The sequence below is a fragment of the Microbacterium jepli genome, assembly GCF_047237905.1.
In the GTDB taxonomy this organism is placed as follows: Bacteria; Actinomycetota; Actinomycetes; order Actinomycetales; family Microbacteriaceae; genus Microbacterium.
Genome location: NZ_JBDFLW010000005.1, coordinates 1,352,076 through 1,364,361 on the forward strand (window position 1 = coordinate 1,352,076; position 12,286 = coordinate 1,364,361).

The window sequence follows — 12,286 nt, forward strand, 5'->3', positions numbered from 1 at the left end:
GTTCTGCTCCTCGGCGTCAGCCGACGAGCATGGACTCCCTGTGCGGCGAGACGTGGTCGTCGGCCGGCTCGGGCACGATGTACAGCCCGGTCGCGGAGTTGGCGGTCAAGGTGAGCGCGGTGAGCCATGCCGGGTTGATGGACGGCTGGCGGCTGCCGTGGAACTTGAACTTGAGGCCGGCGCCGGCGTGCACCCAGACGGTGGTCCGGCCGGAGCCCAGACTGACGTCCTCCTTCCACGTGAAGTAGAAGCTCTCCGAACGCCGGAGCTTGGCGCCCATGACGATCTGGAGATGGGCGAGGACGCGGTCCTCGATGTCCGTCTTGGTCGAGCCGTCGTACTGGAAATATCCCATTGCGATCTCCTGGGTTCTGTCGCGGTGAGAGCGTGAACGTCGACCAGGGACTGGGGACAACTTGCTTACACGCTAGCCACCGGTTCTCGGAGATACAAGCGGCTTGCGAGCGTCGCAGATCGGTGGCTGGTGCAGGGCGTGCGCAACAGAAGAGGCGCCGCGCGGCGAACCCGCGGTCCCGCGTGTCGAACTGGCGCGCATTGTGACGAGGATGCGCCGTTGCGCGCCAATTCGGCGCAGTGGGAGCGATCCCGCTGGACAGTCGCGTGCGGCGATCCATAGGGTTTGCAAGGAGTTCCGCGTCCCGACTTTGTCGGCTCGCTCGTCCCCAGCGATGCGAGTGCCGAAGCCCCGTCCCCAGCGGGTCAAGGTGTCACGGAACCGCCCGGTTCCCCTCGCGCCTCGGCTTCCTATGGCATAGCGGCGCGAGGGGGCCGTCTCAATCACAGCTGGGCGCCCCAGACGCTCAGACCTTGTGTTTCCCCAGTTTCCCCAGTAGCCCGGCGGACGATTCCCAGCGTCTCGTTCGGGCCATGAGAAACGTACCACAGTCCGTGTCCCCCATTTGGGGGACATCTGCATTTGTGTGGGAAAACTTGCGCCGCCCTTGAGGGTCTGCGTCCGCATGCGCCAATGGCCGATCTCTATGCGCCAGAATAGGTCGTCTATGGCTTTCAGGTAGACTGAAGCTGCGGCCGACCCAGCCGCAGACTCCCGAGGAGATCCGTGTTCCGCACCCCGCTCACCCTGTTCCGCACCCTGGCGATCGCGGAGGCCGTATCGTGGACGCTCCTCATCGTCGGGCTCATCCTTCGCGCCGCAGCGGGCGTGGATGTCGCCGTGACGGTCGGCGGCGGCATCCACGGGTTCGTCTTCCTCGCCTACGCGGCGACGGCCGTACTCGTGGCGAAGAATCAGCGGTGGACGGCCGCGCCCGCGATCATCGCCGTCGTGAGCGCCGTCATCCCGTACGCGACCGTACCGACCGAGGTCTGGCTGAAGCGCACCGGACGGCTGAACGGTTCGTGGCGGCTCGCGGCGACGGACGACCCGCGGGACGGGGCGTGGCACGACCGCCTCATGCGTGCGCTCCTGCGCCGACCGCTCCTGTTGATCGTCGGCATCGCCGTGGCCGTGGCGGCCCTGTTCATCCTGCTGCTCATCGTGGGTCCGCCGGGCGGTCGCGGCTGACCTCGACCCGTGCCGCCTGCTGGACGACCGGGGCGCCGATGCCGTCGACTTCGCCGACCAGGCCACGGGCGAGCATGGTCGACCCGGCGACGGCCGCGGGCATGACCACGACTGCTCCGAGCGGAACGAGGAAGCAGAGCTGCGTGGCGACGCCGAAGCCCAGGGCGCGCCCTCGATGGGCGCGCAGAAGCGCGCGGCGGGCGGCTCTCTCCAGTCCGCGCGCGGTCAGCGCGCGCGAGCACAGCTCGTCCGCGAGCAGCCAGCCCGTGAGCAGCGTTCCGACGACGGTGCCGACCACCGCTCCCGCGACCGGGATGAGGCCGAGGAGACCCGCCAGGGAGGCGACCAGGATGCCGCGCGCGATCAGACGCATCGCATCTCCGGCGGCGCGCCAGAAGCCGTAGGGCTGGTCGGGCACGGATCCGCCGAGCCCGATCTCAACGGAGCGCCATACGCGGTCGTAGAACGGTTCGCCCACTATGAGCGTGAGGGCCGTGAACGTGATCGCGCACAGGAAGAGGGCTCCGGCGAAGAACGCCGTGCCGACGGCGATCCTGAGGGCGCTCGACAGCGCAGGGGGCCACGAGTCGGCGAAGGGCGTCGTCGCATCGGCCAGGCCGGGCAGGAAGGCGGCCAGCGTGATCAGCAGCCCGACCAAAACGACGCCGACGAGCGCCGCCGGAACGAGCCCCAGCGCCATCGTCCCCGGGCGCCGACGCCACCAGCCGAGTCCGGCGAACAGCATTCCGATCCCGCGTCCGAACTCCCGCATGGCCCCAGCGTAGGGCGCTCTCAGTCGGGCCGGTTGGCCGAGGCCGCCGCGGCGGCCACGGCGCGCAGCACCGGCGGTACGTCGAGGGGCGGGACGACGGCCTGGATGAGGGTCAGGGTGTCCGCATCGCGGGCGGCGACGAGAGCCCGGTGCAGTTCGCCGTTCGTGGTCACGCGCACCGCGGTGGCGGTGCCCGCGGCATCCATCGCCCTCGTCAGCGCCGTCCAGTCCCACCGGGCGATGTCGTTGTACTGCTCCTGCAGGCCGTGGATGGCGCGCTCGACCGTGTAGCCCCCGTTGTCGACCACCACGATGACCGCGGGGATGCCGTGGCGCAGGACGGTTCCCAGCTCGGCGATGGTGAGCTGCGCGGCGCCGTCGCCGATGAGCAGCACCGGACGCCGGTCGGGACGGGCGAGAGCGGCGCCCAGCAGCGCGGGCAGGGTGAATCCGATGGCCGCCCACAGCGGCTGGCCGATGAGCGTCACGCCCGCGGGGAGACGGTGGCCGGCCATCCCGTAGAACGACGTGCCCTGGTCGGCGAGCACCACATCGCCGGTGCGCAGGAAGGCGGTGACCTCGCTCCACAGGGCGGCCTGTCCGAGCGGCGCCTCAGGCGCCAGCGGGAGAGGTGCGGGCTGATCCGCACCGCCGCCGGGCCGGACGAGGAAGAGCTTCTCGCCGGCCGTAGCCACGGCGTCCGTCAGGATGTCGAGCGCGTCGGCCATCGCCAGCGGCTCGAAGCGCTCTCCTCCGACCGCGGCGTACTCGCCGCGGAGCTCGATCGTGCGGGCGGGGTCGATCCGCTGCGAGAAGAAGCCGCTCGTGAGGTCGGTGAACTGCACGCCCGCCAGGACCAGGACGTCGGAGTCCTCGATGATCGTACGGACGGCGGTCTCGCTGGCGGCGCCGAGGTAGGAGCCGAGGTACGCGTCGGCGGACTCGTCGACGACCCGCCGGCCCCACAGCAGCGTGGCGTGCGGGACGCCCAGGCCCAGGAGGCGGTGCAGGTGCTCATCCGCCCCGACACGAGACACCAGGATGTCGGCGAGCACGGCGAGAGAGCGAGCGGATGCCAGGCGGGAGGTCACCGCGGATCGGAACGCCGACGCGGCCTCCGCCGTCGTCACACGCGGGTGGGACGGCAGGGGAGCGGACGGTGGCGACGCGGGCGCCTCCGCCACGTCGGCGGCCACGACCAGATAGCCGGGCAGACGCCGATCGTGCGCGGCGACGATGACGCGGTCGATCTCCGCCGCGTAGTCCTCGGCCGTCGGCCGGCCCCGGGCCACGGTGACCTCGGCGGTCATGCGCGCGAAGTGGTCGAAGTCGCCGTCGCCGAGCGTGTGATGCGTCGCGCGGCCGGCGGACTGCGTCGCGACGGTCGGCGCCCCCACCACATGCAGCACGGGCACGTGCTCGGCGCTGCTGCCGGCCACGCCCGAGATCGCGGACAGCTCGCCGACGCCGAACGTGGTGCTCAGCGCACCGAGTCCCGCGAGGCGCGCGTAGCCGTCGGCGGCGTAGGCGGCACCGAGCTCGTTCGCGGTGCCGATCCACGTGATGAGCGGATGCCGCTCCACGTGGTCGAGGAAGCCCAGCGTGAAGTCTCCCGGCACGCCGAAGAGATGACGGATGCCGCACTCGGCCATCCGGTCGAGCAGGTAGTCGGCCACGGTGTACGGGTACTCGCGGCCGTCGACGTCAGTGGTCACGGAGACAGCAAACCATGCCGGCGGCCGGGGGCGCAGCCGGCGTGGTCAGGCCCGTGGGGGGAGTTGCTGCAGCGTCCAGGTGTTCCCGTCGGGGTCATCGAACGAGACGAACCGCCCCCATCCGAGGTCGTCCACGCCCTGCGCGGCGACGCCGACCGCCTGCAGATCGGCGAGCGCACGGTCGGCATCGGGCACGACCACCTGGATGGTGTTCTGTCGACCGGGCTCGAGGTCGATCTCGAGACCGGTGCCGAAAGCGATGGAACACGCTGATCCGGGCGGGGTCAGCTGCACGAAGCGCAGCCCTTCGTAGGGCGACTGGTCGTGATCGAGATGGAAGCCGATGGACGTGTAGAAGTCCTTGGCGCGGTCCACGTCGGTCACCGGCACGAAGATGAGCTCGATCTTCCAGTCCATGTCGTCTGTCCTCCCCACGGAGCGCCGATCGCCCCGGCAGACCCCACGCTAGGGCAGGCCTCCGACAGGCGTAGGAATTCGTGTCCGGCTTCCCGCCGCAGCCTGTGCTCGCCGCTGCCGCCGCGTCAAGATGGTGTCGTCCGCCTCGCCCAAGGAGTGCTCCATGGTGATCCGCTCGCCCCACGTCGTCTCGCTGAACGACGCCGTCCCGGTCTTCGAGAACGAGCTCGGGTCCGTCGCGCAGCTGACCGCGGCATCCTTCCCGATCCTGTCGCGCATGTCGCTCAAGCGGATCGTGCTCGAGGCCGGGGCGATGCGCGAGCCGCAGTGGAACGTCGACGCCAACCAGATCGCCTACGTCACCGAGGGGACCGTGCTGATCTCGATGCTGGGCAACGCCGACGCGTTCTCGAGCTTCGTCGTCGGCGCGGGGCAGATGTACCACGTCGAGTCCGGCGCGATCTACCACATCGAGAACATCGGGGAGGGGCGTGCCGAGGTCATCGCCGCCCTCCGCAGCGCCGAGCCGCGCCACTTCTCCCTCACCTCCAGCCTCAATGCGATGACGGCCGCGGTGCTGGGCAACACCTACGACCTGCCCGCCGCCGCGTTCTCCGCTTTCGCGCGGCCGGGGGCGGCGCAGATCCTCCGGCGCGGGGGCGCGGCGCGCATCCCCGACACGGCGGGGCTCCCGAACGCCCACCTCTTCGACGCCGAGGGCCAGATCGCCCCGCTGTCCTCTCCGGCGGGCTTCGCCAAGCTCGCCCGCCGGCAGTACTGGGCGGCCCTGTCGGACCTGTCGATGTACCACCTGCGCATCACCGGATCGGGGATGCGGGAGCCGCACTGGCACCCGCGCACCGCGGAGCTGGGCTACGTCTGGAAGGGCCGGGGACGCATGCGCGTGCTGGATCCGGACGGCAGCCTCGACGAGTACGAGCTGGTGCCCGGCCAGGCCTACTTCATCCCGCGCGCCTACCCGCACCACATCGAGGCGCTCGAGGACGACGGCATCCACTTCCTCATCTTCTTCGACCGCGCCATGCCCGCCGACATCGGCTACCGGGCGACGGCATCGGCGTTCTCGCGCGAGGTGCTCGCGGCGTCGTTCGGCGTGCGGGAGGCGGAGCTGCCCGTGTTCCCGTTCACGCCCGTCGATCCGCTGATCGTCGCCCGATCCAACCCGCGGGACGGCGACGCCGCGGAGTGAGGCGCCCGGCCGCGACTACCATGGGCAGGTGCCAGCCAGAGGAGGCGACGACGTGGCCGCCGAACCGCCCCCCTTCAGCCCGGTCATCGCCCTGCTGACCGTCGCCGCCGTCTGGGACGCCCGGCTCGAGCACGAGCTGCGCGACCTCGGACTCTCGACGCGGAAGTACGCCCTCCTCGCGCACGTCGAGGCGACGCCGGGCATCTCCTTCAGCGAGCTCGCGCGCCGCTCCCAGATCACGGTGCAGAGCGTCCACACCGCTGCGCGCTCGCTCGCGGAGGCCGGCTTCGTCGTCGATGCGAACGCGCACGCCGGCGCCGCCTCCGACCTGCGCGTCACGCCGGAGGGCATCCGTCTGCTGCGCGAGGCCGACGCCCGCCTCGCCGCGCTGGACGCGACCTTCGGCGGCGGTGCGCCGGCGCTGACGTCCGCGTTGGAGGGCCTTCACGAGCGCCCGTTCGAGGGATCCGCGGCAGCTGAGTGACCCGACGGGTGCGCGTGATCGCGCGAATGGCGCGAAGATGAGTGCGTGACCGCCGTCTCGTTGCTGCCGTCCCGTCCGTCGGCGCCTGCCCGCCCCAAGAAGAAGCACGTCTCCGGAGACCGTCTCTCCGCCGCTCTCATGCTGATCGGCGTCGGTCTGGCCATGCTGTGGGCGAACCTGCCCGGCGACACCTACGAGACGTTCTGGTCGATGCCGGCCGCGTTCTCGATCGGCGGCATGGAGGTCACCTTCACGCTCCACCAAATCGTCAACGACGCGCTGATGACCCTCTTCTTCTTCCTCGTCGGACTCGAGGTCAAGCGCGAACTGACGATCGGCGAGCTGACAGACCGCTCCCGCGCCGCCGTGCCGATCGTCGCCGCGCTGGCGGGACTCGTCATCCCCGCGCTCGTGTTCCTCGCGTTCGCGGGCTCGACGCAAGCCGCGGACGCGTGGGGCGTCGTGATCTCCACCGACACGGCGTTCCTGCTGGGTGCCCTGGCGATCGTCGGTCCAAAGTTCCCCTCGCGGCTGCGGACCTTCCTCCTCACCCTCGCCGTCGTCGACGACATCGGCGCGCTCGTCGTGATCGGCCTGTTCTACAGCGGCGGCCTCAGCATCTGGCCCCTCGCTGCGGCTGTCGCCCTCATGGCGCTGCTGGCCCTCGTGCGCTACCTGCCCGTCGGCCGCGGCTTCGCCTACTCGGTCCTCGCGATCGGGCTGTGGATCGCCGTCGCGCTGGGCGGCATCCACCCCACCCTCGCCGGCGTCGCCGTGGCCCTCCTCATCCCCGTCTTCGCACCGCGGCGCTCGGACGTCGAGCGCACGGCGGAGCTCACCCTCGCCTTCCGCGAATCGCCGAATCCGGCCTACGCGGCCGCGGTCACCCGGAGCCTGCGCGAATCGCTCTCCATCAACGAGCGGATCGACAACGCCTGGCGGCCGTACATCGCCTACGGCGTGCTGCCGCTGTTCGCGCTCGCGAACGCCGGCGTGCACATCGACGGACAGACGCTGATGGATGCTGCGGCCTCGCCGGTCGCATGGGGCATCGTCGTCGGTCTCGTGGTGGGCAAGTTCGTCGGCATCACCGGTGCCACGCTGCTGATGCGCGTGCTGGGCAAGGGGCAGCTCGCGCCCGGTCTGGGGCTGAACCGCGTCGCCGGGGGAGCGGCCCTGTCGGGCATCGGGTTCACGATCGCCCTGTTCATCGTGCCCATCGCCATCGACGACCCGCACACGGCCGACCTCGCGCGGGTGGCCGTGCTCGCGGCATCCGTCATCGCCTTCCTGCTGGGCTGGGCGACCCTGGTGGCGGGCGACCGCATCTGGCCGCCGCAGCCGGTCGGGGCCAAGCTCGTGCGCCCCGTCGACCCCGATCGCGATCACCTCGCGGGACCGCTGGACGCCCGCTACACGATCGTCGAGTATGGCGACTTCGAGTGCCCCTTCTGCAGCCGCGCGACCGGATCGGTCGACGCGGTGCGCGCCCATTTCGGCGACGACATCCTCTGGGTGTGGCGGCACCTTCCGCTCGACGGCCCGCACCCGCACGCGCAGCAGGCGGCGCAGGCAGCGGAGGCGGCGGGTCTCCAGGGCCGGTTCTACGACATGGCGCGCCTCCTGTTCTCGCGACAGAGCGACCTGGAGGTGGACGACCTGTTCGCGTACGCCGGCGAACTCGGTCTCGACGAGGAGCGCTTCGCTGCGGACTTCCGCTCGGCGAAGGTCTTGCGCCGGGTGCAGGACGACCGGCTGGATGCCGAGGTGATGGACCTCAACACCACGCCGACGTTCTTCGTCAACGGCAAGCGCCATGTCGGTCCGTACGACTCCGCGTCGCTGATCCGCATCGTCGAGACGCCGCTCTCGGAGCGTCACGTGAAGTGAGGGATCCGTCGTCCATCCTGCGCCGGGAATAGCCGGGCTGATTCCGCGTTGAAGTTGATACGAACGCGCTCAAGTACGTATCTTGAGTGCATCAGACTCACCTTCTCCCGGGAGACACCAGGAATGCCTGAAGACTTCACCCCCGACAGCGCCGACAACGGCTCGAGCGCTTTCGACGACTTCCTCGCACGCTACATCGAGGGCGAGCGCGCCCGCTCGTCGCGCTCGATCGACCTGAGCCGCTTCCTCAGCGCGCGCACCCAGGCGATCCTGCAGGACGCCGGGCGCTTCGCCCTCGAGCGCGGCCAGGGCGAGCTCGACGCGCTGCACGTGCTGCACGTCATCGTGCAGCACGAGCCGGCCGAAGACGCGGTGCGCCGCGTCGGCGCCGACCCCGCGCAGATCGCCCGCGCCGCGGCCGACCGTCTACCGGCTCCGTCGGCCCCGACCTCGGTCGACGCCGCGGTGATCGCGCCGTCGGTGCAGCGCGCGCTCTTCCACGCGTATCAGGTCGCCCGCGCGTCCGGCTCGACGTACGTCGACCCCGAGCACCTCTTCTTCGCCCTCGTCATCGGCCAGGACGCGCCCGCGGGCCAGGTGCTCGCGCGCGCCGGTGTGACCGCCGAGGCGCTGACCCAGGGCATGCGCGAGGAGGTCACGACCTCCGGCGCTCCGGTGTCCGAGGACGCGGATGCCGCGGCATCCGTCACTCCGATGCTCGACCGCTTCGGCACCGACCTCACCGAGCGCGCGCGCTCCGGCGCCCTCGACCCGGTGATCGGCCGCTCGGACGAGATCGAGCAGACGATCGAGATCCTCAGCCGCCGCACGAAGAACAACCCCGTGCTCGTCGGCGAGGCCGGCGTCGGCAAGACCGCGATCGTCGAGGGCCTCGCCCAGGCGATCGTCGACGGCGCCGTGCCGGAGCAGCTGCGCGACAAGCGCGTCATCTCGCTCGACCTGCCCGCGATGCTCGCCGGCACCCGCTACCGCGGCGACTTCGAGGAGCGCCTCACCCAGACGATGGACGAGGTGGCCGCCGGCGACGGCGCCTACATCGTCTTCATCGACGAGGTGCATACCGTCGTCGGCGCCGGTGGCGGCGGCGAGGGCGCGATGGACGCGGGCAACATCCTCAAGCCGCGCCTCGCGCGCGGGGAGCTGCACCTCGTGGGTGCGACGACGCTCAAGGAGTACCGCACGATCGAGAAGGACCCGGCGCTGGAGCGCCGCTTCCAGCCGGTGCGGGTCGGAGAGCCCTCGATCGAGGACGCCGTGCTGATCCTGCGCGGACTCCGCGGCGCCTACGAGGAGCACCACGCCGTGACCTACACCGACGAGGCGCTGCGCGCCGCCGTCGAGCTCGGCGACCGCTACCTCCCCGACCGCGTGCTGCCCGACAAGGCCATCGACCTCATCGATCAGGCCGGCGCCCGGCTGCGGCTGAAGCTCGGCGTCGCGGTCGACGTGTCGGCGCTGATCGCGCGCCTGGCGGAGCTCGAGGCCGACAAGAACGCCGCCGTCTCGGCGGAGCACTACGAGGACGCCTCGCGCCTGCGGGACGCCATCGCCGAGGTGCAGTCGCGCCTGGACGAGGTCTCGGCGCGCTCGGCCATCTCGACCGATCGTGCGGCCGTGGTCGACGACACCCAGATCGCCGCCGTGATCAGCCGGGCCACCGGCATCCCCGTCAACCGTCTCACCGAGACCGAGCGCGGACGCCTGGCGTCGCTGGAGAGCGAGCTGCACGAGCGGGTCATCGGCCAGGACGAGGCGGTCGCCGCGGTGGCCAAGGCCGTCCGGCGCAACCGCACCGGCATGGGCGACGCCCACCGCCCGGTCGGCTCGTTCCTCTTCCTCGGCCCGACCGGTGTCGGCAAGACCGAGCTGGCGAAGGCCCTGGCCGGATCCCTGTTCGACGACGACACCGCCGTCATCCGCTTCGACATGAGCGAGTTCGGCGAGCGTCACACCGTGTCGCGGCTCGTCGGTGCCCCTCCGGGATACGTCGGGTACGACGAGGCCGGCCAGCTCACCGAGCGCGTACGGCGCAACCCGTACTCGATCGTGCTGTTCGACGAGATCGAGAAGGCGCACCCCGACGTGTTCAACCTGCTGCTGCAGGTGCTCGACGACGGACGCCTCACCGACGGACAGGGGCGGACGGTGGACTTCCGCAACACCGTCGTCGTCATGACCTCGAACATCGGCAGCGAGTTCCTGGCGTCGCGCTCGGGCGCCATCGGCTTCCTCGCCGACGGCGGCGGCCCGACCGGCTTCGGCAGCGAGAAGGATCTGCGCGACCGCGTCATGGGGCGCCTGCGCGAGGCGATGCGGCCGGAGTTCCTCAACCGCATCGACGAGATCGTCACGTTCCGCAAGCTCGACCGCGTGCAGCTCGAGCGCATCGTGCACCTGCTGCTAAAGGCGACGAGCGCGCGGCTGGCCCGCCGCGAGGTGGCGCTGGAGGTCACGGACGCCGCTGCGGCCTGGATCGCCGAGCACGGCTACGAGCCGGAGTACGGCGCACGGCCCCTGCGCCGGCTGATCCAGCGCGAGGTCGACGATCGGATCGCAGAGCTCTTCGTCGACGGCGTGCTCGTCGACGGGGGATCGGTGACGGTGGATGCTGCGGACGGCGCCCTCGTCGTGACCGCCGGGGTGGCGCTGGCCCAGGCCGCCTGACCGGCGCTCAGCCGCGCAGGTCGAGCACCTCGGCCGCGGCGTCGATGAACCTCAGGTAGGCGTCGACGTCGTCGGTCGGGGTGATCGCGCGCAGCACGAGCTCGTCCACGGCCGCGGCGAACGCCTCCACCCCCGCCTTGGTGTCCTCGCCCCGTCGGGGAAGAACCGTGTCGAGCACGTCGATGCCGAGACGCTCGAAGTTCGCCGCGTAGTTCGGGAACCCGGCGTAGCGCGCCGCCTCCGCGTCGCGTCGGCCTTCGGCCCCGGCATCCAGTGACGTCCGGGCGTACAGGATGACCGAGGTGTCCGGGCTGAGCGCCCGCGCTTCGCGCGCCTGATCCGCGGCGGTTTCGGGGGTCAGCCAGTTCAGGAGCACGCCGTCGCCGTGCTCGACCGCGAGCGCACGCATTTTCGGCCCGAGGGCGCCGACGACGACCCGCAGCCCGGCCTCCGCTCGCAGGGCGTCGACGGTCTCCCGCACGGCCCGGAGTGCGCCCTGGCGGAGCTGTCCCGAGCCGACGCCGATCGTCAGCCGCTCGCGAGGGAGGTCGTGCGATGCCACCGCCGCGGCGATGTCGTCGGCCGACCGGCGGTCGACGGCGATGACGCCGGTGGCCAGGCCGATGCGCTCGGTGACCGCGGCCGCTGCGGCGAGCACCGCGAGCGAATCCCCGTCGGCGGTGTCGTTGACCCAGAGCGTGTGGAACCCGGCGCGCTCGGCGGCGGCAGCCACCTGCGCGCCCGCTTCCGGTCCGAGGGATCCGGCGATGCCGAGGGAGAGGAAGCCGCGCATGGTCATGGTTTCGAGTCTGCCGCAGGTGCGGGCCGTGCGGGCGTGCGGGCGTTTCGACTCGCTGCGCTCGCTCAACGGGCGGACAGGTGTCGGCGGGTGTAGGCGTTTCGACGCGCTGCGCTCGCTCGACGGGCGCACAGGTGTCGGCGGGTGTGGGCGTTTCGACTCGCTGCGCTCGCTCAACGGGCGGACAGGTGTCGCCGTGTGCGGGCGTTTCGACTCGCTGCGCTCGCTCAACGGGCGATGGACCGGTCGTTGAGCGAGGAGCGCAGCGACGAGACGAAACGCGGGCGGATGGCAGACTGAGGCGATGAAGCGCTCCCGCAGGCGAACCGTCAGCCCGGTCGACGTGGCCCGGACGACAGCCCGCGTCATGCTGGCCGCCCTGCTGGTCGGCGCGGGCATCTCGCACCTTTCGTGGGGTCGCCGCGGGTACCGGATCGTCGTGCCCGACTGGGCGACGACGCTGCTCCGCACGGACAAGGACGCGATCGTCGTCGCATCCGGCGTCGTCGAAGTCATGCTGGGCGCCGCGCTCGTCGCGCTTCCGCGGGAGCGTCGCACGGTCGGCGCCGCCATCGCGGCGTTCTTCGTGGCGGTCTTCCCCGGCAACGTGCACCAGTGGCGCACGGGCCGGTCCGCACCCCTGCTCGACACCGACCGTCGCCGCTTCGGACGCCTGTTCCTGCAGCCGCTCCTCGTCGCCTGGGCGCTCTGGGTCGGTCGCTGATCGGCCGTCGCCCCGACCCGGCCGAGCGCCGATACGCGGCGGCT

11 protein-coding genes are annotated in these 12,286 nt (G+C 71.3%); 6 read left to right on the plus strand and 5 right to left on the minus strand.

Annotated elements, in window-relative coordinates; genetic code table 11:
• Positions 1 to 16: 16 nt before the first annotated feature.
• Positions 17 to 355 (minus strand): DUF7882 family protein, encoded by a 339-nt coding sequence (locus ABC304_RS10595; RefSeq protein WP_412930571.1) that lies wholly within the window; start codon positions 353 to 355, stop codon positions 17 to 19.
• Positions 356 to 1,081: 726 nt separating this feature from the next.
• On the opposite strand from ABC304_RS10595, the gene ABC304_RS10600 reads away from it, so the two are divergent.
• Positions 1,082 to 1,546: a DUF3817 domain-containing protein gene (locus ABC304_RS10600; RefSeq protein WP_412930572.1), complete on the plus strand. Its 465-nt coding sequence runs from the start codon at positions 1,082 to 1,084 to the stop codon at positions 1,544 to 1,546.
• On the opposite strand, the gene ABC304_RS10605 is transcribed toward ABC304_RS10600, so the two are convergent.
• Genes ABC304_RS10605 through ABC304_RS10615 form a run of 3 tightly spaced genes read right to left on the minus strand, consistent with a single transcriptional unit; the run spans position 1,515 to position 4,450 of the window.
• The gene (locus ABC304_RS10605; protein ID WP_412930573.1) at positions 1,515 to 2,318 is read right to left on the minus strand and encodes an EI24 domain-containing protein; all 804 of its coding nucleotides are present in this window, start codon (positions 2,316 to 2,318) and stop codon (positions 1,515 to 1,517) included. The genes ABC304_RS10600 and ABC304_RS10605 overlap by 32 nt on opposite strands.
• Before the next feature lie 20 nt (positions 2,319 to 2,338).
• Complete coding sequence (locus ABC304_RS10610) at positions 2,339 to 4,033, minus strand: alpha-keto acid decarboxylase family protein (RefSeq protein ID WP_412930574.1); 1,695 nt, start codon at positions 4,031 to 4,033, stop codon at positions 2,339 to 2,341.
• 45 nt (positions 4,034 to 4,078) lie between these two features.
• The gene (locus ABC304_RS10615; protein WP_412930575.1) at positions 4,079 to 4,450 is read right to left on the minus strand and encodes a VOC family protein; all 372 of its coding nucleotides are present in this window, start codon (positions 4,448 to 4,450) and stop codon (positions 4,079 to 4,081) included.
• A gap of 163 nt (positions 4,451 to 4,613) precedes the next feature.
• Here ABC304_RS10615 and ABC304_RS10620 point away from each other — a divergent pair, with 163 nt between their 5' ends.
• The 4 genes from ABC304_RS10620 to ABC304_RS10635 all read left to right on the plus strand — a co-directional run bounded on the left by ABC304_RS10620 (position 4,614) and on the right by ABC304_RS10635 (position 10,719).
• On the plus strand, positions 4,614 to 5,660 hold the full coding sequence (locus ABC304_RS10620) for a cupin domain-containing protein (RefSeq protein WP_412930576.1): 1,047 nt from the start codon (positions 4,614 to 4,616) through the stop codon (positions 5,658 to 5,660).
• A 28-nt stretch (positions 5,661 to 5,688) separates the two neighbouring features.
• The gene (locus tag ABC304_RS10625) at positions 5,689 to 6,144 is read left to right on the plus strand and encodes a MarR family winged helix-turn-helix transcriptional regulator (protein ID WP_412930577.1); all 456 of its coding nucleotides are present in this window, start codon (positions 5,689 to 5,691) and stop codon (positions 6,142 to 6,144) included.
• A gap of 45 nt (positions 6,145 to 6,189) precedes the next feature.
• On the plus strand, positions 6,190 to 8,034 hold the full coding sequence (nhaA, locus tag ABC304_RS10630; RefSeq protein ID WP_412930578.1) for a Na+/H+ antiporter NhaA: 1,845 nt from the start codon (positions 6,190 to 6,192) through the stop codon (positions 8,032 to 8,034).
• A gap of 123 nt (positions 8,035 to 8,157) precedes the next feature.
• Positions 8,158 to 10,719 (plus strand): ATP-dependent Clp protease ATP-binding subunit, encoded by a 2,562-nt coding sequence (locus tag ABC304_RS10635; RefSeq protein ID WP_412930579.1) that lies wholly within the window; start codon positions 8,158 to 8,160, stop codon positions 10,717 to 10,719.
• 7 nt (positions 10,720 to 10,726) lie between these two features.
• On the opposite strand, the gene ABC304_RS10640 is transcribed toward ABC304_RS10635, so the two are convergent.
• Complete coding sequence (locus tag ABC304_RS10640) at positions 10,727 to 11,518, minus strand: LLM class flavin-dependent oxidoreductase (RefSeq protein ID WP_412930580.1); 792 nt, start codon at positions 11,516 to 11,518, stop codon at positions 10,727 to 10,729.
• Between the two features lie 304 nt (positions 11,519 to 11,822).
• Between ABC304_RS10640 and ABC304_RS10645 the strand changes: the two genes are divergently transcribed.
• Entirely contained in the window at positions 11,823 to 12,242 is a 420-nt protein-coding gene (locus tag ABC304_RS10645; RefSeq protein ID WP_412930581.1) for a DoxX family protein, read from the plus strand.
• Positions 12,243 to 12,286 lie beyond the last annotated feature (44 nt).

Excerpts from the sequence above, each read along its gene's own strand:
- ABC304_RS10595 (WP_412930571.1), bottom strand. The coding sequence starts at position 355 with ATGGGATATTTCCAGTACGACGGCTCGACCAAGACGGACATCGAGGAC.
- ABC304_RS10605 (WP_412930573.1), bottom strand. The coding sequence starts at position 2,318 with ATGCGGGAGTTCGGACGCGGGATCGGAATGCTGTTCGCCGGACTCGGC.
- ABC304_RS10615 (WP_412930575.1), bottom strand. The coding sequence starts at position 4,450 with ATGGACTGGAAGATCGAGCTCATCTTCGTGCCGGTGACCGACGTGGAC.
- ABC304_RS10620 (WP_412930576.1), top strand. The coding sequence starts at position 4,614 with ATGGTGATCCGCTCGCCCCACGTCGTCTCGCTGAACGACGCCGTCCCG.
- ABC304_RS10635 (WP_412930579.1), top strand. The coding sequence starts at position 8,158 with ATGCCTGAAGACTTCACCCCCGACAGCGCCGACAACGGCTCGAGCGCT.
- ABC304_RS10640 (WP_412930580.1), bottom strand. The coding sequence starts at position 11,518 with ATGACCATGCGCGGCTTCCTCTCCCTCGGCATCGCCGGATCCCTCGGA.
- ABC304_RS10645 (WP_412930581.1), top strand. The coding sequence starts at position 11,823 with ATGAAGCGCTCCCGCAGGCGAACCGTCAGCCCGGTCGACGTGGCCCGG.